This window comes from Thalassospira sp. MIT1004 (genome assembly GCF_001858545.1).
Classification (GTDB): Bacteria; Pseudomonadota; Alphaproteobacteria; order Rhodospirillales; family Thalassospiraceae; genus Thalassospira; species Thalassospira xiamenensis.
Genome location: NZ_MCAO01000046.1, coordinates 124,922 through 145,851 on the forward strand (window position 1 = coordinate 124,922; position 20,930 = coordinate 145,851).

Below are 20,930 nucleotides of genomic sequence, written 5' to 3' on the forward strand. Positions count from 1 at the left end.
CTCATCTGATGAAGCTTTATGATTACGCCGGATCACAAAACGCGTGGAAGATACGCCAGCTTTGCGCTCATCTGGGCCGTGAATACCAAACACAATGGGTTTCGATTTTTGCCGGTGAAAGCCATACCGATGGGTTCTATAAAATGAACCCGGCGGGGGCGGTGCCGGTGCTTGAACTTGATGATGGGCGCTTTATTGCTGAATCCAATGCCATCCTGCTTTATCTGGCGGATGGGACGGATTATTTGCCCTCGGACGCCTTTGAGCGCGCCAAGGTCTGCCAGTGGCTGTTTTTCGAAGCTGACTATGTCCAGGCAACTATCGCAAGCTTGCGATACTGGAATTTGACGGGAAAAAATGACGCCAATCATGCACAGCTACCAAACCGACGTGCTAGCGCCAAAAATGTGCTGGCGATGCTTGACCGTCACTTAAGTAATCAGGATTTTCTTGCAAATTCGCGCTATTCCGTCGCGGATATCGCCGTTTATGCCTACACGCATCTGGCGCATGAAGCCGATCTGGATATAGTGCCTTACGATGGGCTTACCGCTTGGATTAGGCGGGTGGGCAACATCGTTGGCGATGCGGTGCCGGTGCGTTATTACAGCGAAGATCCGCTAAGCGGGCAGGATTTGAAATAAATGTGGTGAAATGCCAAAGGGCCGTCTTTTCAGGGCGGCCCTTTGGCTATTTCAGCGATAAATCGGGTTGCTCAGATTGACATCACGATACGGCCATCAATGGTTCCGGCCCGCATGCGATCAAAGATCGAATTGATGTTTTCCATCGGTTCGGTGGTGAAGTGCGAATGCACCTTGCCATCGCCCGCAAATTCCAATGCTTCCTGAAGGTCGGCGCGCGTGCCGACGATGGAGCCGCGAATGGTTTTGCGCGACAGGACGGTGTCAAAGATATCAAGCTCGAACTTGCCGGGCGGCAGGCCGCACAATGCCATGGTGCCATGACGGCCCAGCATGCCAACACCCTGCGCAAAGGCGGATTTGGAAACGGCAGTTACCAGAACCCCGTTCGCACCGCCCATCTGTTTTTGCACTTCGGCAACCACGTCGGTTTCCTTGGCATTCAGAACCCAATCCGCGCCAAGGTCCTTGGCAAGCTTCAGTTTTTCCGGGCTGATATCAACCGCGATCACCTTCATGCCCATGGCCTTGGCATATTGCACGGCCATGTGACCAAGCCCGCCGACACCGGAAATGACAACGGTTTCGCCCGGTTTGCATTCGGTTTCCTTAAGCCCCTTGTAAACCGTTACCCCGGCGCAAAGCACCGGTGCCGCATTGCCAAATTCAAGCGGATCGGGCAGGTGGCCGACATAGTTCGGATCGGCAAGAACATATTCGGCAAATCCGCCATTGACCGAATAACCGGTATTAAGCTGTTCGCCGCAAAGTGTTTCCCAGCCGGTAATGCAGTGATGGCAATGCCCGCAGGCCGAATGCAGCCACGGCACACCAACCCGGTCGCCTTCCTTGACCGATGTGACGCCTTCGCCAACTTCGGCAACGATGCCCACACCTTCATGGCCGGGGATAAAGGGCGGGTTCGGCTTGACCGGCCAGTCGCCTTCCGCAGCGTGAAGATCGGTATGGCAAACGCCGGATGCCGTGATCTTTACAAGAATTTTGCCGGGCGTGACTTTGGGGACGGTGACTTCCTCAATCGACAATGGCTTGCCGAATTCCCGCACAACGGCGGCCTTCATGGTAGCAGGCATGCTCATATCCTCCTTGCGGAATGATTTTATGCCCACCGGTAGCGGGCATGCATTAAGCGCGCAGGAAGGGTATAGGATAATATGATTCTAAACTTTGCGATGTATCAAGGAACGGGATAAAAACCGCATTGGCCCTGAGCCTATTCATCCTCGCCCGGCAGTTCCAGAACATAGTCCTGATAATAATCGGGCGGCATTCCGGCTTCGTATCGGGCTTCGTCGTTAAAGGGCGGTTTAAGCGGCCCGCGGAAATGTTTGCGCAGCATGTCATGCCATGTCGTGTAATAGGGCAGGCCGCGCTGATCGCAGACATATTCATAATATTTACGTCCCGCCGCAACATGGGCGATTTCATCATGGGCGATGATTTTAAGGATGCGCGCGCTTTCGGTATCACCATGCGACAGCAACCGTTCGATGGTTGGTGGGGTGGCATCAAGGCCGCGTGCCTCGAACACCATCGGAACGACCGCCAGACGCGGCAGAATGTCATAGGCCGTGTCCATCGATGTTTGCCACAGGCCATCATGGGCAGGCAAATCGCCATAGGCCGCATCCATTTCACCCAGACGTTTGTTGATCATCTTGAAATGGCGGGCTTCGTCGTCGGCGACCTGAACCCAGGCATCGTGAAAATGCTTGGGCATGTCGGCTTCGGGAAACCGCACGCAAAGATCCCACGCCAGATCAATGGCATTAAGTTCGATATGGGCCAGGGCATGCAGAAGCCCGATGCGGCCCTGAACGCTGCCTTTTTTGCGTTTGGGCATTTTGTTGGGCGGCAGCAGTTCCGGTTTTGCCGGGCGTCCGGGGCGATCTGGAAGATCGGTTGAACCCACCTCGGTAATCTCGCCATTGCGCCACATCGCCGCCATTTCGGCGGTGACATCGGCTTTTTCCGTGGCATCCGCCGTCAGAAGGGCGCGTTTGGCTGCTTCGGCAAGGGTCAGGCGGGACATGAGGCTTTTCCGGAACATGAAGGATTACCGGCATTCTGTGCCATGTGCAGGATAACGGGTCAATCCCGGCGTGGTGATGGTACGAAAAAGGGCGACCGGAAAAATCACGGCCGCCCCGTCAAACCCGGATATATCGATGATGTCTCAGGTAATGTTGAAGCGCGCCAGTGCTTCGGCCAGATCTTCGCCAAAGGCCGGGCCTTTACGGATGATCGCGGTTCGGCATGGCAGGTCCTGAAGGGACGGGTGGTTCGGGGCATCCGATGTCAGAACCGCGGTCGGAATGCTGCGGGTTTTCGGCATGGCCTGCAACGCACTGGCAACGTCAACACCGCCAAGCTCATCAATGGTTTTGGCAACGATGATGAAATCCGGGCGGGTGCGCACGGCAAGTTCAATTGCCTCAAACGAGCTTTGCGTGACCGAACAGCGATAACCGCAAGCCGCCAGTTCGCGTTCGACAATGGCTGACATGGAACGTTGCGGAATGACCAGAAGGGCTTCGACATTGGTCTTTTTAAGCCAGTTCGGATCAATGTCAGGGGCACGTTTGGACGGCAGTTCACGCACGAATTCGGCTGAATCGGCACCGCCACCGGACATGTCACCATCCAGCAGCCCCTCGATCTTGTCGATAAAGGCCTGAATATCGGCAATCGCGTCCTCGGTCAGTTCGCGGCATGTCGTGACATAATCTGCAAGACGGTGGCTGGTCAGATTGACCAGCGGCGCGTTAACCGACTTGCCCTTGTATCGAAGATTGAAAATTTCGCGCTGGATCGATGTCAGGATCGCCGGATCGGATTTGCTGCGCGCATTCTGAAGATGCACGCCGATGCTGTTGACGATGTCGTTCGCCTCATCACGGAAATCGGCGAGCATCTGATCGTCGAGATCGATAACATTCTTGTTCATTGTTTTACCCTGCCTTGCCGGTTCCCCGGTCGTTCGCCATTCACCAGGAAGTGTAAAAATCGATACACCTTATACTCCCATATCCGGATTCTTAGCCCGACAAACAAGGCAAGGCAACATATTGAATAAGGGTAGGGTTTATTAGGTGCCTGAAAAATATCCGTTTTTAATTGTTATAAAAATGCAAAACCGGCCGGATTCTCATCCGACCGGTCCCTATTCGTAAGACTGGGGCGGTAAATTACAGTGCTTTGACCGCGCCAAGAACCTCTGCCACGTGGTTCTTGACCTTTACCTTGCGCCAGACATTCCGGATCACGCCATCACCATCAATGACGAATGTGCTGCGCTCGATTCCCATGAATTTTTTGCCATACATGCTTTTTTCGGTCCAGGTACCGTAATCCTCGCAGGTCGTGCTGTTTTCATCCGATGCGAGGATAAAGTTCAGGTCATGTTTGGCCTTGAACTTGTCGTGACTGTTGGCACTGTCCTTGGAAATACCGATGATCTGGGCGTTGACCGCGCTGAAATCGGGTTCGGCATCGCGGAATTCGCACGATTCCGTCGTGCAGCCCGGCGTCATATCCTTGGGATAGAAATAGATCACAACCGGTTTGCCCTTAAGGTCCGATAATTTGACCGAACCGCCGCCGTCGGTCGGCAGGTCGAAATCAGGGGCTTTGTCACCAACATCAAGTGCCATTGTTCTATCCTTGTTCAAAGTTGCACGTCCCTGACCAGCTTCGGAAAGCCATGTCAGGAAGTTTCTCCAGACCGTGCTTGCGAAAATACAAAACCTTATAAGCATTGCAAATTGTTCCGGATCACTCTGCTCATTCCGAACGGGGCGGAAGTTTTTCGGCCGGTTCGGTAATCAGACGATCATAGATCGCCTTGATCCGGCCCGCGGTTTCGTCAAGCTTGGCCTGAAGGGCATCGAAATCATCGCATTGCCCGGCGCGTGCGAGCATACGGCGCAAATCGGTACTGGCATTTGCGGGATCAAACGGCCCTTCGGTCGTCAGGCGCAGCATTGCCTGCAACGCCAGCCAGAATGATCCGGCATTGGCAAGGAAGGTTGCTTCTTCGGCCTCCAGTATCCCGGCGGATGACAGGTTTTTGAAAACCTCGCGCGTGGTGGGCGACAGGATTTCGGGATGGGTATGGGCATGTGCCAGTTGCAGATATTGCGCAATGAATTCCAGATCAACCAACCCGCCGCGCCGCATCTTGATCGCCCAGGGGTGGCTATCCCCCTTACCGGCATCCATGCGGTTGCGCATGTCATAAACATCGCGCAGAAGATCATCGGGATTGCGCTTTTTCTGCAAGACCGAATTGGTGGTTTCCATGACCCTGTCACACAGGGCCTGCGGGCCATAAACCGGACGCAACCGGGTCAGTGCCATATGCTCCCACGTCCAGGCCTCGTTAAGCTGATAGGCCTCGAAACTTTTGAAATGGGTGGCAAGTGGTCCCTTGTTGCCGCTCGGGCGCAGGCGAAGGTCGGTTTCAAACAGGACCCCCTCGGCCGTCGGTGCCGATAGGGCATTGATGTAACGCTGGCTGAGCCGGATGTAATAATGGCCGGGGCTAAGCGGCTTTTCGCCATTTGATTCTTCGGCATCCTCGGGCACTTCATAGACAAAGATCATATCAAGATCGGAACCGGGCGACAGTTCCTGCCCGCCATGTTTGCCAAGCGCAAAGACCGCAAGCCCGCCATCGTCAAACTTGCCATGCTTTTGCGCAAAATCATCGGCAATGCGCGGGAAAAGCGCGCGAATGGCCACATCAGCGACATCGGCCAATGCCCGGCCTGCCTGATGCGGGGTATGGCGGTTCTGGATGGTTTGCACATCAATGCGGAACTTCTGATCGTTCGCCCAGCGCCGTGCGGTATCAAGCCAGTCTTCGACCATATCCTCGCGCGAAAGAAGGCTGTTGAGTTCCTCAAGCATCGTATCGGCATCGGGCAGTTCGTCGTGGAAGCCTGACATCAGAACATAATCAAGCACCCCGGCATTGCGCCCCAGATATTTGGCCATGCGCGGTGCCGTACCGGCAATCTGCGCCAGAAGCTCAAGCAGTTCCGGATTTGCCGTCAGCAACGAGAAAAGCTGAACGCCAGCAGGCAGCCCTTTGAGGAATTCATCAAAGGCGCGAAACGCCATATCCGGGTTGGTGGTTTGCGACAATGCCTTCAACAGGGTCGGCATCAGCTCGGTCAGGATTTCACGTGCCCGCCTTGACCGGGTGGCACGATAACGCCCGTGATGCCATCCGCGCACGGTAACCGAAACATTGGTCGGGTTCTCGAACCCCATCTGGCGCAGATTTTCAATTGTATCAGGGTCGTCTTCCGTCCCGGTAAAGACAAGATTGCCGTCGGATGCGACCAGGGGAATATCATCTTCGAAAAGTTCGGCATAATTGCTTTCGACCTTGCGCAGATGATGCAACAGATCGGCTTTGAAACCATCAAGCGTGGCATAGCCAAGGAAGGTCGCAAGCCCGTGCAGTCCTTCGTCATTGTCGGGCAATGTCTGCGTCTGCTGGTCGTTTGTCATTTGCAAACGATGTTCGACGGTGCGCAAAAACTCATAGGCGACAAGCATTTCGTCGCGAACCTGTTCGGTAATCTGGCCAAATTCGGTCAATTCGCGCAGCGCATCACAGGTCGCCTTGCAGCGGAGCGCAACCTCGCGCCCGCCCCAGATCAGTTGCTGGGTCTGGGCGAAAAATTCGATCTCGCGAATGCCGCCACGGCCAAGCTTGATATTGTGGCCCGGAATCACGACCTTGCTGCCGCCTTTATGGGCGTTGATCTGGCGTTTGATCGAATGAATGTCCTGAATGGCAAGGAAATCAAGATGCTTGCGCCAGACATAAGGGCGCAATATTTCAAGGAATATATCCCCTGATTTTTTGTCGCCTGCAACGATGCGTGCCTTGATCATGGCCGCGCGTTCCCAGTTCTGGCCAACCGTCTCGTAATAGGTTTCAGCCGCCAGCATCGACAGGATCGGCGGCGTTGATGCCGGATCGGGGCGCAGGCGCAGATCGGTGCGGAAAACATAGCCATCACCGGTGCGTTCTTCCATGATGCGCGTGACATCGCGCACCATCCGCACCAGATCCTGCTGCAAACGATCCGGGTCGATATAGGTGACAACCTCGTGATCATAAAGGAAGATCAGGTCGATATCGGATGAATAGTTAAGCTCTTTGGCGCCAAGCTTTCCCATGCCAATCGCAAAGATCCCGCAATCGCGCAACGGATCGTCAGGATGGGGCAGGTCGAATTTGCGCTGTCTGGCCGTTGCCGAAAGGCAATGCGCCAAGGCGAATTCAAGCGTGACCTCGGCTGTGGTGCTAATCGCGCTCGTGATTTTATCAAGCGTCCACGCCTTGCAGATATCGGCCATCGCAATAACCAAAGCCGCCCGGCGTTTCGCCTTGCGCACTTCGGCCATGGTGTTTGTTTGGTCCAGGGCGCTGGCATTGGCACTTTTGCGCACCGGGTCAAGGGCGGCATCAAAGGCGGCATCAAGTCCCTGATCAAAGGTCAGACAGACGATATCAGGATCGCGCAGGCACAGGTTTGTCAGGTACGGGCTATTGCCAAACATTGCCGCCAGAACATCTTTTTTCGGGCTGTTGGCCGCAATGTCGCCAATCTGTTGTGCCAGATGTTCAAAGACGGGACGATCGGCAAGTGCTGACCATCTTTCGAAACCGTTATTGCAGCGATCCGCATCGAAGGGTTTCGGCAGATCAGGTGTAATCCAGGAAAGAGACACTTTTTGCTTTCCTTGTGTTGCTCTTGTTATTGCTCTTGGACGTCGAACCGGGCTATCCCTTGGCCTGTCGTGCTTTGCTGGCTATTTCCGGCATCCGGTCAGGGGCAGGACATGACACAGATTGTTTCCTTTGTTTCCGACGATACCAAAAAGGCGACAGGGAAACAGTATCAGTTTACATTTATTAGGTTTTTCGCCATCCGCGAAACTTCATTGGCTTGACGGCGTTATTGCATTGATTGAAAAGTCATTCATGGCATCGTAAATTCGGGATCTTTAGGCAGGTGCGTCGCATCAAAATTTTTACCGGCTGGTGTGGGCTGCTTCTTGCTGCCGTGGTCCTGTTTGTCGGCGTTTTCCTTGGTGTACTGGTCTGGCGCATCTCGCAAGGCCCGGTTTCCCTGCATCGTCTCGTACCTTATGTCGTTGCCGAACTGAATGAAAGCAGCGGCGACACCCGTTTCGATGTCGGCGATATGATCCTGTTCTGGCGCGGATGGCAGGAACGGTTCGATATCCGATTGCGCGATGTTTCGGTCCGCGACGGTGCGGACAATGAAATGCTGCATGTTCCAGAGGCCGACGTGGTGTTTTCCAGCCGCGCATTGTTTGACGGCGTTCTGGCGCTGCGCGAACTCAACCTGATCGGCCCCAAATTACGCCTTGTGCGCCGTGCCGATGGCAAGATCGATATCGGCTATACCGCGAACGAACAGGCAAGCCGCGAAACCACGGATGCGGTGAAATCTGATACCGCACCTGTGCCTGCGGCAGAAACCGATAGCGCAGATGACGTGGCAGGTACGGCACCAGCCCAGAACAATCCCGATCAACCCGTCGTGACCATGCCGATGCCAACCGCCTCGGAAAACCCATCGCCCGAACCCGATCAACCGTTAAGCGAAGCACAGCGCGGCATCCGCGACGGCAGCAGTGCAATGCGCGAAATCGTTGCGATCCTGTCGGGCGAGGCCGCCGATTTCCCGGCAGCAGCCTATTTTGAATCGTTCGGGGTGTCTGGCGCGGATCTTCAAGTACGTGACGAGGCGCTTGATATCGTCTGGTCTGCACCGTCTGCCAATATTCGACTGTCGCGTAAACCCATGGGCATCCACGCGGATGCGACGATGAAGGTCAATGCCGGGACGGTCTCGACCGATGTGAATGTCACCGCCGAATATGACAGCCGGATCGAAGAAATCGATATGGCGGTCGATCTGGGCGAAGTCGTTCCATCACAACTGACCAGCATTTCCGATATGTTTGCCGATCTGGCCGGGATCGAGGTGCCGGTAACCGGGCGTGTCACCGCAAAACTTGGCGCGGATGGCAGCGTGATCGAACTTGGCACCGATCTTGATCTTGGGGTCGGGCGGGTTGATTTTCCCGCCCCCATGACCGCTTCCTATCATGTCACCGGTGGCAAGGCGGATCTGAGCTTCGTACCCGGTCGGCTCAGCTTTGATGACGTCCGGATCGAAGCCGGGGAAACCGCCGTGGTGCTTAAAGGTGTTGCGCTAAACCCGCTTGGCCAGTGGGCCATCGATATCACGGCGACGGCAACCGATGTGCGGACCAATGACCTGCCGCAATTGTGGCCCGAAACCATTGGCCATAATGCACGCACCTGGGTGGTTGAAAACCTGACAGACGGGATCGTTCATCAGGCCGAACTGCGCACCAGACTGCATCAGGACGAAACCGGAAACATCGTTGTCGATCATCTGGACGGCGAAATGAACATGACCGGTGTTACCGTGCATTACCTTGGCGATATGCCATCGGTTCTGGGTGCCGGCGGACGGGCGGAGTTTGATCAGTCGAGTTTCAGCATTTTCGTTAATGAAGGCGAAGCCGACGGGATCGTGGTTGACGAGGCAACGCTTGTCTTCTCGCAGCTTGATACCGACACCGAAATGGCCGATATCGAGGTTGTCGCCCACGGCGGCGCGCGCAATGTGCTTGAAATGATCGATGAAGAACCGCTTGGTTTCGCAACCAAGCTTGGCATCGATCCCGCACAGGTCGATGGCGAACAGGCAACCCGCGTGAAACTGCATTTCCCGTTGCTCAAAGACCTGTCGTTTGACGATGTCGAAGTCGCCGCTGCCTCGCGCATCGAAAATGCCGCGATTACCGATGCGTTCCGTGAACTTGATCTTTCCGATGGCACCTTTGAATTGCAGGTCAATACCAAGGGGCTCGAACTGTCAGGCGAGGCCGCGATTGGCAAGGGCCGGACAAACATCAAATGGATCGAAAGCTTTGCCGATGATACGCCCGTCATCAGCCACTATGACCTTGAAGGCGATCTTGATCTTGCCGCGTTGGAACAGGTCGGCTTTGCCGCCGATCCCTATGCAAGCGGTGTCGCCACCGGCAAGGTCACCATCGAACATCTGCGCAGCCGCGATGTCGTGATCAAGGCGCAAACCAGCCTGTCTGCCGCCGACATTAAGCTTGATATGGTCGATTATCACAAAACACCGGGGCAGGATGCCAGCCTTGCGTTTGACCTGACCGTCAAGGCCAATGGGGCGGGTGAAGTCCGGTCGTTTGATCTGATGGCGCCTGAACTGGTCGCCAAGGCCAAGGGGCGCTGGCGCGGCGACAGCCCGATTGCCGATAAGTTCACCATCAATCTGAATGATACCCGGTTCCGCGAAAACCTTGCCGTATCCGGGGCCATCACGGTTGATCAGGGGGGCAAGCTTCTGGTCGATCTCAAGGGCAAGCAGTTTGATCTGCGTTCCTTCGTCGAAGACAGCCCAAAGGACGGCGCGCAAAAATCGGCCAGCCCGGCGGGGGATTTCGATGCGATGGATATCCGGCTCGAAGCCTCCGAATTCCTGATCAAGGGGGACCGTCCCGTTCTGCGCGATGGATCGATCCTGCTTAACCAGACCGGCGAAAACCGCGAGGTTGAAATCGCCGCCCGTCAGGCCGATGCGCAGCCATGGATCGCCGATGACGATGCACCGCGTGATCCCGGCCCCGTCGAAAGCCCCAATAGTGGCGGCATCGGCCAGAATGCCTCGCGCGTTGGCGGGAAGACCGATATCTTCCTGTCGATTGATCAGGTGATCATGGCCAATTCCGAATTGCTTGGCGATCTTGAAGGTTCCATTCACGTCGTTGGCGATGAATGGGACGGACTGGTTCTGAACGGCACATTGGGGGATCGGTCAAACGTCTTTGTCCAGGTCGAACGCAAGGATGCGAAAACGCGAAATGTCCGCCTGACCAGCGAAGATGCCGGCAAGTTCCTGCGTGCGGTGGATTTGTACGAGAATCTTCTGGGGGGCGCGCTTGCCATCGAGGGGACGGTTGATGATAGCACATGGTCGCAACCCTTCACGGGCAAGGTCAATATTACGGCTTTCCGGGCGGTGAATGCACCGCTTGCCGCCCGTGTTCTGGGCGCGGCATCGCTTACCGGTCTTGCCGATGTGCTGGGCGGAAACGGCATTGCCTTTGACGAACTGAACGGCGATTTCACCTATGCCAATGATGTGCTCGCGCTCAGCAAATTTGCCGCCAACGGCTCGGCGGTTGGCGTGACCAGCAATGGCTCGATTGACATGGCAAAGGCCGAAATCCGGCTGGCGGGGTCAATCGTGCCGATCTATGCGCTTAATTCCGCCCTTGGTGCGATCCCGCTTCTGGGGGATTTGCTGGTGGGCGAGGAAGGCGGCGGTATTTTCGCCCCGACCTACACCATCGAAGGCGCACTTGAAGACCCGGAAGTCACGGTCAATCCGTTATCGACCTTTGTGCCGGGCGTGTTCCGCAATCTGATAACCGGCGCTGAACCGGGATGAGATAAACAAAGACCCCGGACGCATGCCCGGGGCCTTTGATGTTCAATCCGATAAAACCGGGTGGCTGGGTCAAACCGGCTTGATCAGAACGTGGCGTTTTTTACCCGCCGAAAGCTTGATCACGCCATCAGAATTGACCGCATCACCGCCAATGATGATGTTTTCATCATCGACTTTCTCGTCATTGATCTTGGCACCACCACCCTTGATTAGGCGGCGCGCTTCGCCCCCCGATTTGGCAAGGTCGGCACGACGGAACAGATCAAATGCCGCGATACCAGCATCAATTTCCGATTTCGGAACTTCGACAGTCGGAAGGTCGTCGGCCAGAACGCCTTCCTCAAAGGTCTTGCGCGCGGTTTCTGCTGCCGCAAGGGCGGCTTCCTCCCCACGGCACAGCTTGACCGCTTCGAACGCCAGTATTTTCTTGGCTTCGTTGATCTCGGCCCCTTCGAACTTTTCATATTCGGCAATCTGCTCAAGCGACAGCTCGGTGAACAGACGCATGAACTTGATCACGTCGGCGTCTTCGCTGTTGCGCCAGAACTGGTAATAATCATACGCCGACAGGCGTTCCTCGTTCAGCCACACCGCACCCGATGCCGTCTTGCCCATCTTCGCACCCGATGCGGTGGTCATAAGCGGCGTGGTCAGGCCAAACAATGCACTGTCATCCACACGACGGCCAAGCTCGACCCCATTGACGATATTGCCCCACTGGTCCGAACCGCCCATCTGAAGCACACAGCCATATTTGCGCTGCAGTTCGACAAAGTCATAGGCCTGCAGGATCATGTAGTTGAATTCAAGGAAGCTCAGCGACTGTTCACGTTCCAGACGCAGCTTGACGGAATCAAAGCTCAGCATCCGGTTGACCGAGAAATGACGCCCGAAATCACGCAGGAATTCGATGTAATTGATCTTGTCCAGCCAGTCGGCATTGTTGACCATGACCGCATCGGTCGGGCCATCGCCAAATGTCAGGAACTGCTGAAACACCTTCTTGATGCCGGCCATATTGGCGGCAATGATTTCATCGGTCAGAACCGGGCGGGCATCATCACGGCCGGTCGGATCACCAACACGGGTCGTGCCGCCGCCCATCAGGACAATCGGCTTGTGGCCGGTTTTCTGCAACCAGCGCAGCATCATGATCGAAACAAGCGACCCGACATGCAGGCTGTCTGCGGTGCAATCATAGCCCACATAGCACACCACCTTTTTTTCTGACGCATAGGCATCAAGCCCTTCAAGATCAGTACATTGGTGGATGTAACCGCGGTCATTCATGACGCGGAGAAAATCAGACTTCAGTTCAGTCATGGTTTTTGCGCTATGTTGGTTGTGATAGAAAATGCGAACCGCTTGATGTGCGGAGGCGATGATCTAGCACATTCTTCCCCGGAAGGGCAACGCGCTCGATCCACGAAACCCGTGTCAATGTTGGGTTATGTATTCCGAGGGGATTTATCCTGCGCAAGGACGCTTTCGACAAGCTCCGGTGCAACGCTTATCAGTTTGATTAAACTGCGCGCTGTTGTGTCGGGTTCGGTTCGATGCTGTTCCCAGTCACGCAGCGTTCCGACCGGAATATGAAAACGTTTTGCAAACGCTTCCTGCGTCAGTTTCAGCTTCAGCCTGACTTCTCTGGCGTCCGAGACAGGGCGAAATTCCTGTAACTCGTCATATGTCAGCACAGGATTGTCGGGGTCATCACTTGCTGCCCGCGCAATGGCGTTATCGTCCATGGCATCAAGGCGCGCTCTGTCATCACGCGAGAGTTTCGGCGGGTTTTCAAAATTGAGAACGGTTTTTGAAGTAATAGTGTCGTTCATTGCTGGTTGCCTTACGTGCCGAGATGATCCGGATGACTTCAATGCCGTCGCGTGTCACTCTGTCATGCGTAATGACGACGAATACGCCATTTTCAATCTGCCCCAGTATTTTCCATCTGTCTTCACCATTGCGGGACTGCGCGTGTTCCAGACGATTGGGATCAGCAAAAATATAGCAGGCATAATCAAAGCCTATGCCATGTTTCTGGCGGTTGCGGGCGTCTTTCTCTGTGTCCCATTCAAAGTTCATTATACGGGAATTCCGTAGTTTGTACAGATGTGGATTTGAGGCTGTGGGCGCGCTATTCTTGATGTTGCCGGATAGACGATAATTTGGAATTGCAATTAAGGCGAGTATAATGGCGGTGGTAAACGCGCAAAAGAACTGGATCAAGGCCATCGGCATGATGAGCGGCACATCCCTTGACGGGGTGGATGCGGCATTGATTGAAACCGACGGCGTCGATGTCCGGCGTACCGGTCATGCCGTTTTCGTGCCGTATAGTCCCGAATTGCGCGAACGCATGCGCGCCTGCTTTGGCAATCGTGCTGCCACCAACAGCGAGCATGTTGTGGCCGATGATCTGACGCTGGTGCATGTGAATGCTGTTAACATGTTGCTGGATCGTGCGGCGATTTCCCCATCCGAAATTGGTGTGGTCGGTTTTCACGGCCAGACCGTGTTTCATGAACCGGCATCGGGGATCACGCGCCAGATCGGAACGCCCGATATGCTGGCCGAAAAAACCGGCATTCCGGTGGTTGCCGATTTCCGGCTGGCCGATGTTGCCGCCGGGGGCGAAGGCGCGCCCTTGGCCCCGGTTTATCATGCCGCCCTGATGAAAAGTGCCGGTGTTGATATGCCGGTGGCTGTCCTGAATATCGGCGGCGTTTCCAATGTCACATGGATCGGTGCCGATGAAGAATTGCTGGCTTTTGATTGCGGGCCGGGCAATGCACGTATCGATGACTGGATGTTGCGCCATACCGGCAATCCGGTCGATCTGAACGGTGCAACCGCCGCATCCGGCCTGCCGGACCCGATGATCGAGGTCAAATTCCTTGAAGACCCGTATTTCGACCGCATCCCGCCCAAATCGCTTGATCGCGAAGATATGGCACTCCGCATTGATGGGCTGGTGGCAGAGGCAAAGCTGGGCGTTGCCGACGGGGCGGCAACACTGGCGCAATGCACCGTGGCGGCGGTTGTTGCCGGGGTAAATCACCTGCCTGCGGCTCCCCTGCAATGGTTTGTCTGCGGCGGCGGGCGTCACAATGATTATCTGATGGCACATTTGAATGATCGGCTGGGTGTACCAGTACGATCCGTTGACGATCTGGACTGGGACGGTGATGCGGTCGAGGCCGAATGCTTCGGCTATCTTGCAGTCCGTCATCTTTGCGATCTGCCGCTTAGTTTTCCCGGCACAACCGGCGTTCCCGAACCATGCCGGGGCGGAAAGCTCTATCACAGCAAAAAGGCCGCCTGATCAGGCGGCCTTTGGTCTTTTTGTCCGGCTGGCAGTGCTTACGCGCTGCGCTTGTCCAGATAAGCAGCCGTATGCTTGATCACGTCGTCCTGCTGCTTGGCAAAGTAATGATCGGCACCTTCGATGACGCACATATCAACTTCGATGCCTTTCTGGGCATTCAGCTTGTCGGCAAGCTTGTTGACAGACGCCAGCGGGATGTTGGTGTCGTGCGACCCGTGGATCATGATGCCCGATGACGGGCAGGGGGCCAGGAAGGTGAAATCATAGTCGCTGGCCGGGGCTGCAACCGAAATGAAACCGTCAATTTCCGGGCGGCGCATCAAAAGCTGCATGCCGATCCACGAACCGAATGAATAGCCCGCAACCCAGGTTGCGCGCGCATTGGCGTTATAGGTCTGCATCCAGTCAAGGGCGGATGCCGCATCCGACAATTCACCAATTCCCTGATCATAAACGCCCTGCGAGCGTCCGACACCGCGGAAATTGAAACGCATGACCGAATAGCCGCGATCCTTGAACATGTTGAACATGTTAAAGCACAGCTTGTTGTTCATGGTGCCGCCCTGCTGGGGGTGCGGATGAAGAATAAGCGCAATGGGCGAATCGTCTGCGCCATTGTGGTGATAGCGACCTTCAAGGCGGCCTTCAGGGCCGTTAAAAATGACCTCAGGCATGGATCAGACTGCTCCTGTCCACGAATGGAATGGGGTGAGTAAAGAATATATCCGAGTATTTTTGTAGGTTTTTTCGTTCTTGTGCATAAATTGCTTTGGGCAAATACTTGACCAGGTTACTCGGTTATCCTATATTCCGGCTAACCCGATGGCATCATTGCTGTCCGTTTTGCGCGGTTCGCGCTGCGGGCAACGATGTCGGCTGCCGGGAATCGAAGCTACTAATTACACAGTGGACAGCCCGATGTTCAAGCTAATTCGTCAGGAAATAGACGCGATGATCGCCCGCGATCCAGCGGCACGCTCCCGCTGGGAGATCGCGCTCTGTTATCCGGCGTTCCATGCCATCATGGGATATCGCGGCACAAACTGGCTGTGGAAGCGCGGTTTTCGTATAACCGCACGCTTCCTGTCGCAGATTTTGCGCTGGCTGACCGGGATCGAAATTCACCCCGGCGCGACCATCGGAAAACGGTTCTTTATTGATCATGGCATGGGTGTTGTGATTGGCGAAACCGCCGAAATCGGCGATGACGTTACGCTCTATCAGGGGGTTACCCTTGGTGGGACATCACCCAGCGTCAATAGCGATGGCCAGCGTGGCCTGAAACGTCACCCGACGCTTGAAGATGGCGTGATTGTCGGTTCTGGCGCGCAGATCCTTGGTCCGTTCATTGTTCGCAAAAATGCACGTGTTGGCGGTAACGCCGTCGTGCTGTCCGAAGTCCCCGAAGGCGCAACCGTGGTCGGTATTCCGGCCAAGATCGTCCGTCGGGAAAAGGACGACCGTTTCTGTGCCTATGGTACGCCGCTGGGCGATCTGCCCGATCCGGTTGCGCGCGCGCTTGAAGAACTGGGCCGCGAAGTCCAGACGTTGCGCAATCAGGTTGCCGCCCTTGAAGCCGACAGGGCAGGTACAGCCGCCGGTGCGGATACACCGGCAAAGCCGCGGATTGTCGCGGCATCAGAGTAATATTTGTAACCGTCCCAATCGGGCGGAGACAGGTTCGGGCATCAAATAGACATGTTGATCGCCCATAAAGGAAATACAGAGCTTGTGATCATTTCCCGACAGTTCGGGGTCTGATCAACAGGTAGGAGGACGCACCGTGAAGCTGAGTACAAAAGGCCGCTATGCCGTCATGGCGATGGTCGATCTCGCTGATAGCAGCAGGGACCGGCCGGTCGCGCTTGCCGATATTGCGGACCGTCAGGAAATATCCCTGTCCTATCTGGAACAGCTTTTTGGCAAATTGCGCAAAGGCGGACTTGTCCGATCTGTCCGGGGTCCGGGTGGCGGTTATCTTCTGGCCCGCACGGCCGAGGAAACCCGCGTTGCCGATGTTATTCTGGCTGTTGACGAACCGATCCGCGCAACCCGCTGCAAATCGGGCTCGCCAAAGGGCTGCAAGGCCAATCAGGGCCGCTGTCTGACCCATGAATTGTGGGAAGAACTGGGCAACCAGATTTATCTTTATCTGGCCTCTGTCAGTCTGGCTGATGTTGTGGATCGTCGTGTTCCGGGCGGGGCACGCATGTTCGAGCCCAGAACCACGAAAATCAAAGAGCCGAGCCAGGTTGCGGCCCAGTAACTTGTCCTCTATATCGAGGGCAGATCAGAAAATGCGAATAAGGATGATTATAAACAGATGACCAACCCGGTTTACCTTGATTACAACGCCAGCGCGCCACTGTGCCACGAAGCACGGCAGGCGATGCTTGTGGCGATGGAAATCGCGGGCAACCCGTCATCTGTTCATGCATCCGGTCGTGCAGCCCGCAAGATTGTCGATCACGCCCGTCGTAAAATTGCCGATCTGATCGGTGGTGATGCCGAACGCGTGATTTTCACAAGCGGGGGTACCGAAGCCAACAATCTGGCCCTGAACGGTTTGGAAGATGTCACCGTATTTACCAGTGCGGTCGAACATCCTTCGGTGATCGAAGCCCGGTCGGATGCGAAACGTATTCCGGTTGATGCCAATGGCGTCATTGATCTGGCCGCCCTTGAAACCATGCTGCGTGCGGCATCCGATGCCGGGCAGAAGGTTCTGGTTTCGGTGATGCTGGCCAACAATGAAACCGGCGTTACTCAGCCGGTCGCCAAAGTCGGCCTTCTGGCGCGCGAATATGGCGCAAAGGTCCATTGTGACGCGGTTCAGGCCTTGGGTCGTTTGCCGGTCGATATGGGCCAGCTTCTGGTCGATATGGTGTCGATTTCGGCCCACAAGATCGGCGGCCCCAAAGGGATTGGTGCCCTGGCGATTGCGCCCGGCGTGATGCTGGTACCGCAGATCCGCGGTGGCGGTCAGGAAAAATACCGCCGTGGCGGCACGGAAAACGTGATCGGTATCGCAGGCTTTGGTGCTGCGGCCGAACGGTGCGAGGCCAGCCGGGCGAAAATGGACGATGTCCGTGCGTTGCGCGACCGTCTGGAAACGGTTTTGGCATCAGAAGCCCCCGAACTTCTGATTGCCGGAAAAGGAACGGATCGACTGGTCAATACCAGCTGCCTGATCCTGCCGGGCATGCCAGGGGAAACCCAGGTGATGGCGCTTGATCTTGCAGGGGTTGCGATCAGTTCGGGATCAGCCTGTTCATCAGGCAAGGTACGTGAAAGCCACGTATTGAAGGAAATGGGGGTTACGGATGCCGGATCGGCCATAAGGGTCAGTCTGGGACTGGAAACCACCGATGAAGAGATTGATACATTTATCCGCGTTTGGAGCCGGATGCGGGGCAATGCAGTGCGTAAGAAAAGTGCGCGCCACGCGGCCTGAAAAAGAGTGAGTGAGGAAGCCTTAATTATGAACGAGCTTAAAGCAAAGCCGATCTATCTGGATTACCAGGCAACGACGCCGACCGATCCGCGTGTGGTGGATGCCATGCTGCCCTACTTCACCGAGAAGTTCGGTAACCCGCATTCGCGTAACCACAGCTTTGGCTGGGAAGCGGAAGACGCGGTCGAGGTCGCACGCGACCAGGTCGCCAAGATCATTGGCGCCTCGTCCAAAGAGATCATTTTCACCTCGGGTGCGACGGAATCGAACAACCTTGCGCTCAAGGGCGTGATGAAGTTCTACGGCAAGAAAAAGCCGCACCTGATCACGGTCGTGACCGAACATAAATGCGTGCTCGACAGTGCCCGTCACCTTGAACAGGAAGGTTTCAAAGTAACCTATCTTGGCGTCAAGGATAACGGCCTGATCGACCTTGAACAGCTGAAAGCCGCGATCACCGATGAAACCGCAATTGTGTCGGTCATGGGCGTGAACAACGAAATCGGCGTGATCCAGCCGCTGAGAGAAATCGGCGAAATCTGCCGCGAACGTGGCGTGTTCTTCCACACCGATTGCGCGCAGGCGGTTGGCAAGATTCCGCTTGATGTCGATGACATGAAAATCGACCTGATGTCGATTTCCGGCCACAAGATTTATGGCCCGAAAGGCATTGGTGCGCTGTATGTCCGCCGTCGTCCGCGCGTTCGCGTCATCGCACAGATCACCGGTGGTGGTCAGGAACGCGGCATGCGTTCCGGTACGCTGCCGACCCCGCTGATCGTCGGTCTGGGCAAGGCATGCGACATCGCCATGAACGAAATGGCCGAAGAAAACGCCCGCATCATGGAGCTGCGGGACTACACCATGAAACGTTTCCGGGATCGCCTGGCCGATATCTATGTCAACGGTGATGAAACGCAGCGCGTTGCCGGCAACCTCAATGTTTCCTTTGCCTATGTCGAAGGCGAAAGCCTTCTGATGGACATCAAGAACATTGCGGTGTCGTCCGGTTCGGCCTGCACCTCGGCATCGCTGGAACCGTCTTATGTTCTGCGTGCGCTCGGTGTTGACGAAGAACTCGCCCATACCTCGCTTCGCATCGGTATTGGCCGTTATACGACCCGTGAAGAGCTCGATCAGGCGATTGATTCGATCTGTGTCGCTGTCGAACGCCTTCGCGAAATGAGCCCGCTTTGGGAAATGGCCCAGGAAGGCATCGACATCAAGTCGATCGAGTGGGCCGAACACTAAGCGTAACGAACTATTCCTTCTCGTGAGAGAGAAACAGGACTTTTAGGAGGACTTTTACCATGGCTTATAGTGAAAAGCTGATCGACCATTACGAAAACCCGCGCAATGTCGGTTCGATGGACAAGAACGAAACGTCTGTCGGTACCGGTCTGGTCGGTGCACCGGCCTGTGGCGACGTCATGAAATTGCAGATCAAGGTGACCGCCGACGGGATCATCGAGGATGCAAAGTTCAAGACGTTCGGTTGCGGTTCGGCCATTGCGTCAAGCTCGTTGATCACCGAATGGGTCAAGGGCAAGTCGCTTGACGAAGCCGGTTCGATCAAGAACTCGCAGATCGCCGAAGAACTGGCTCTGCCGCCGGTGAAAATTCACTGCTCGATCCTGGCAGAAGATGCCATCAAGGCAGCGATTGCCGACTACAAGACCAAAAACGGTCAGGGCGAAGTCGAAGCTGCTGAATAAGCAGCTTCTACCCCCTTCGTTTTCGGGAATTCAGGAGAAGACTATGGCATTACCGTCCCCGATCAGTGTCACCCCTGAGGCGCTTGTTCATATCAAGGCGTTGCTTGATAGCCGCGGCAAACCATCCGAAGGCATCCGCCTTGGCGTGCGCAGCAAAGGGTGCTCGGGTCTGTCCTACACGCTTGAATATGCAGATGATGCATCGGGCTTCGAAGAAGTCGTCGAGCTGGAGGATGGCGTTAAGCTTCTGATTGACCCAAAAGCCATCATGTTCGTGCTTGGCACCGAGATGGATTACGAGGTCACCAGTCTGGAAGAAGGTTTCGTCTTCCGTAACCCCAATGAAAAGGGGCGTTGCGGCTGCGGGGAATCCTTCCACGTCTGACGGTCTGCCGGGTTTTCCCTGCTTCTTGATCGGTCATGGCCCCGGTGATGGATGTTCTGATGGACGTTCCGATCACCGGGGCCATCGACTGAAAGCAGCCCCGGTCGCCGCTATTTTGTCGTTCTGTCATTTGTTTTTAAATCTTGAAAGTGCATAGCGTGAGCAATACCGGTACCTCAGAAACGCGCACCGCAGAACAGCCGCAGCATAAAGTCTGCTGGTCCTGCAAGGGCCCGGTCGAGGCATCAGCCCTGTTTTGCGATACCTGCAATGCCATCCAGCCCCCCGGCCAGCTTGACCATTTCACGCGCTTTGGCCTGGAACGCACCTTCATCATCGATGTCGATGCGATAGAGGCAACCTATCTTAAGCAGCAGCAACTGCTCCATCCCGACCGCTTCGCATCGAAATCCGCCCGTGAACAGGCATTGTCATCCCAGCAGGCCGCAACCCTGAATGGCGCGTTCGAAACCCTTAAAAACCCGGTCGCACGTGCCGAATATCTTCTGCGTCTGGCCGGTCACGAACCCGAAGGCGGCGAGGGGCACACGGTCAACGATCCCGCCCTTCTGATGGAAGCCATGGAAATGCGCGAGGCCCTGCATGATGCCGAAGATCGCAATACGGTCGACGCCATGATCAAGGATACCCGAAAGGCCGCCCGTGCGTGTGAGCAGGACGTTGCCGAGGCACTTGACCAGAACGCCTATGACCGGGCCAGAAAACTGACAACCCGGCTGAGATACCTGATGAAAATGACCGAGGAAGCGCGCGCGAAGAAATCGCGTCTTGCCGCCGCCTGATCATTT

The 20,930-nt window shown here is 55.7% G+C and carries 19 protein-coding genes; 10 read left to right on the plus strand and 9 right to left on the minus strand.

Features of this window, described 5'->3' with window-relative positions; all coding sequences use genetic code 11:
• Positions 1-8 precede the first annotated feature (8 nt).
• On the plus strand, positions 9-644 hold the full coding sequence (locus tag BC440_RS20525; protein ID WP_210766379.1) for a glutathione S-transferase family protein: 636 nt from the start codon (positions 9-11) through the stop codon (positions 642-644).
• Positions 645-715: 71 nt separating this feature from the next.
• Here BC440_RS20525 and adhP read toward each other — a convergent pair whose 3' ends face one another.
• The 5 genes from adhP to BC440_RS20550 form a co-directional block, all read right to left on the minus strand.
• Positions 716-1,738, minus strand: coding sequence for an alcohol dehydrogenase AdhP (gene adhP / locus BC440_RS20530; protein WP_007090270.1), 1,023 nt, complete (start codon positions 1,736-1,738; stop codon positions 716-718).
• Between the two features lie 140 nt (positions 1,739-1,878).
• Positions 1,879-2,697, minus strand: coding sequence for a ferritin-like domain-containing protein (locus BC440_RS20535; RefSeq protein WP_007090269.1), 819 nt, complete (start codon positions 2,695-2,697; stop codon positions 1,879-1,881).
• Positions 2,698-2,841: 144 nt separating this feature from the next.
• Positions 2,842-3,612: a hypothetical protein gene (locus BC440_RS20540; RefSeq protein ID WP_037988051.1), complete on the minus strand. Its 771-nt coding sequence runs from the start codon at positions 3,610-3,612 to the stop codon at positions 2,842-2,844.
• 241 nt (positions 3,613-3,853) lie between these two features.
• Entirely contained in the window at positions 3,854-4,318 is a 465-nt protein-coding gene (gene bcp / locus BC440_RS20545; RefSeq protein WP_071241198.1) for a thioredoxin-dependent thiol peroxidase, read from the minus strand.
• A gap of 130 nt (positions 4,319-4,448) precedes the next feature.
• Positions 4,449-7,418 carry a bifunctional [glutamine synthetase] adenylyltransferase/[glutamine synthetase]-adenylyl-L-tyrosine phosphorylase gene (locus tag BC440_RS20550; protein WP_071241199.1) on the minus strand — a complete coding sequence of 990 codons (2,970 nt, stop codon included), beginning with the start codon at positions 7,416-7,418 and terminating at the stop codon, positions 4,449-4,451.
• Between the two features lie 284 nt (positions 7,419-7,702).
• On the opposite strand from BC440_RS20550, the gene BC440_RS20555 reads away from it, so the two are divergent.
• Positions 7,703-11,239, plus strand: a complete 3,537-nt coding sequence (locus BC440_RS20555) for an AsmA-like C-terminal domain-containing protein (protein ID WP_071241200.1) — start codon at positions 7,703-7,705, stop codon at positions 11,237-11,239.
• A gap of 69 nt (positions 11,240-11,308) precedes the next feature.
• On the opposite strand, the gene tyrS is transcribed toward BC440_RS20555, so the two are convergent.
• The 3 genes from tyrS to BC440_RS22505 all read right to left on the minus strand — a co-directional run bounded on the left by tyrS (position 11,309) and on the right by BC440_RS22505 (position 13,324).
• Complete coding sequence (gene tyrS, locus BC440_RS20560; protein ID WP_007090264.1) at positions 11,309-12,562, minus strand: tyrosine--tRNA ligase; 1,254 nt, start codon at positions 12,560-12,562, stop codon at positions 11,309-11,311.
• 125 nt (positions 12,563-12,687) lie between these two features.
• Positions 12,688-13,074, minus strand: a complete 387-nt coding sequence (locus BC440_RS20565; RefSeq protein WP_247643628.1) for a helix-turn-helix domain-containing protein — start codon at positions 13,072-13,074, stop codon at positions 12,688-12,690.
• Entirely contained in the window at positions 13,034-13,324 is a 291-nt protein-coding gene (locus BC440_RS22505; protein ID WP_083379457.1) for a BrnT family toxin, read from the minus strand. The genes BC440_RS20565 and BC440_RS22505 overlap by 41 nt, the downstream gene beginning before the upstream one ends.
• A 109-nt stretch (positions 13,325-13,433) precedes the next feature.
• Here BC440_RS22505 and BC440_RS20575 point away from each other — a divergent pair, with 109 nt between their 5' ends.
• The gene (locus BC440_RS20575; protein WP_071241202.1) at positions 13,434-14,564 is read left to right on the plus strand and encodes an anhydro-N-acetylmuramic acid kinase; all 1,131 of its coding nucleotides are present in this window, start codon (positions 13,434-13,436) and stop codon (positions 14,562-14,564) included.
• Positions 14,565-14,602: 38 nt separating this feature from the next.
• Here BC440_RS20575 and BC440_RS20580 read toward each other — a convergent pair whose 3' ends face one another.
• Entirely contained in the window at positions 14,603-15,241 is a 639-nt protein-coding gene (locus tag BC440_RS20580; protein WP_007091931.1) for an alpha/beta hydrolase, read from the minus strand.
• Positions 15,242-15,485: 244 nt separating this feature from the next.
• On the opposite strand from BC440_RS20580, the gene cysE reads away from it, so the two are divergent.
• From cysE to hscB, 7 genes are all read left to right on the plus strand, one after another.
• Positions 15,486-16,214, plus strand: a complete 729-nt coding sequence (cysE, locus tag BC440_RS20585) for a serine O-acetyltransferase (RefSeq protein WP_037988060.1) — start codon at positions 15,486-15,488, stop codon at positions 16,212-16,214.
• 136 nt (positions 16,215-16,350) lie between these two features.
• Entirely contained in the window at positions 16,351-16,833 is a 483-nt protein-coding gene (locus tag BC440_RS20590; RefSeq protein WP_063095783.1) for an Rrf2 family transcriptional regulator, read from the plus strand.
• Positions 16,834-16,890: 57 nt separating this feature from the next.
• Positions 16,891-18,021, plus strand: coding sequence for a cysteine desulfurase family protein (locus BC440_RS20595; RefSeq protein WP_071241203.1), 1,131 nt, complete (start codon positions 16,891-16,893; stop codon positions 18,019-18,021).
• A 27-nt stretch (positions 18,022-18,048) separates the two neighbouring features.
• Positions 18,049-19,272, plus strand: a complete 1,224-nt coding sequence (locus BC440_RS20600) for an IscS subfamily cysteine desulfurase (RefSeq protein WP_071241204.1) — start codon at positions 18,049-18,051, stop codon at positions 19,270-19,272.
• 59 nt (positions 19,273-19,331) lie between these two features.
• Positions 19,332-19,736: a Fe-S cluster assembly scaffold IscU gene (gene iscU, locus BC440_RS20605; RefSeq protein ID WP_007091926.1), complete on the plus strand. Its 405-nt coding sequence runs from the start codon at positions 19,332-19,334 to the stop codon at positions 19,734-19,736.
• 43 nt (positions 19,737-19,779) lie between these two features.
• Positions 19,780-20,121, plus strand: a complete 342-nt coding sequence (locus BC440_RS20610) for an iron-sulfur cluster assembly accessory protein (protein ID WP_007091925.1) — start codon at positions 19,780-19,782, stop codon at positions 20,119-20,121.
• 158 nt (positions 20,122-20,279) lie between these two features.
• Entirely contained in the window at positions 20,280-20,924 is a 645-nt protein-coding gene (gene hscB / locus BC440_RS20615; protein WP_083379458.1) for a Fe-S protein assembly co-chaperone HscB, read from the plus strand.
• Positions 20,925-20,930: the final 6 nt, after the last annotated feature.

Coding starts and splice junctions, on each gene's coding strand:
- BC440_RS20595 (WP_071241203.1), top strand. CDS start 16,891: ATGACCAACCCGGTTTACCTTGATTACAACGCCAGCGCGCCACTGTGC.
- BC440_RS20540 (WP_037988051.1), bottom strand. CDS start 3,612: ATGAACAAGAATGTTATCGATCTCGACGATCAGATGCTCGCCGATTTC.
- iscU (WP_007091926.1), top strand. CDS start 19,332: ATGGCTTATAGTGAAAAGCTGATCGACCATTACGAAAACCCGCGCAAT.
- BC440_RS22505 (WP_083379457.1), bottom strand. CDS start 13,324: ATGAACTTTGAATGGGACACAGAGAAAGACGCCCGCAACCGCCAGAAA.
- adhP (WP_007090270.1), bottom strand. CDS start 1,738: ATGCCTGCTACCATGAAGGCCGCCGTTGTGCGGGAATTCGGCAAGCCA.
- bcp (WP_071241198.1), bottom strand. CDS start 4,318: ATGGCACTTGATGTTGGTGACAAAGCCCCTGATTTCGACCTGCCGACC.
- BC440_RS20535 (WP_007090269.1), bottom strand. CDS start 2,697: ATGTCCCGCCTGACCCTTGCCGAAGCAGCCAAACGCGCCCTTCTGACG.
- BC440_RS20565 (WP_247643628.1), bottom strand. CDS start 13,074: ATGAACGACACTATTACTTCAAAAACCGTTCTCAATTTTGAAAACCCG.
- BC440_RS20600 (WP_071241204.1), top strand. CDS start 18,049: ATGAACGAGCTTAAAGCAAAGCCGATCTATCTGGATTACCAGGCAACG.
- BC440_RS20575 (WP_071241202.1), top strand. CDS start 13,434: ATGGCGGTGGTAAACGCGCAAAAGAACTGGATCAAGGCCATCGGCATG.
- BC440_RS20525 (WP_210766379.1), top strand. CDS start 9: ATGAAGCTTTATGATTACGCCGGATCACAAAACGCGTGGAAGATACGC.
- BC440_RS20610 (WP_007091925.1), top strand. CDS start 19,780: ATGGCATTACCGTCCCCGATCAGTGTCACCCCTGAGGCGCTTGTTCAT.
- BC440_RS20580 (WP_007091931.1), bottom strand. CDS start 15,241: ATGCCTGAGGTCATTTTTAACGGCCCTGAAGGCCGCCTTGAAGGTCGC.
- tyrS (WP_007090264.1), bottom strand. CDS start 12,562: ATGACTGAACTGAAGTCTGATTTTCTCCGCGTCATGAATGACCGCGGT.
- cysE (WP_037988060.1), top strand. CDS start 15,486: ATGTTCAAGCTAATTCGTCAGGAAATAGACGCGATGATCGCCCGCGAT.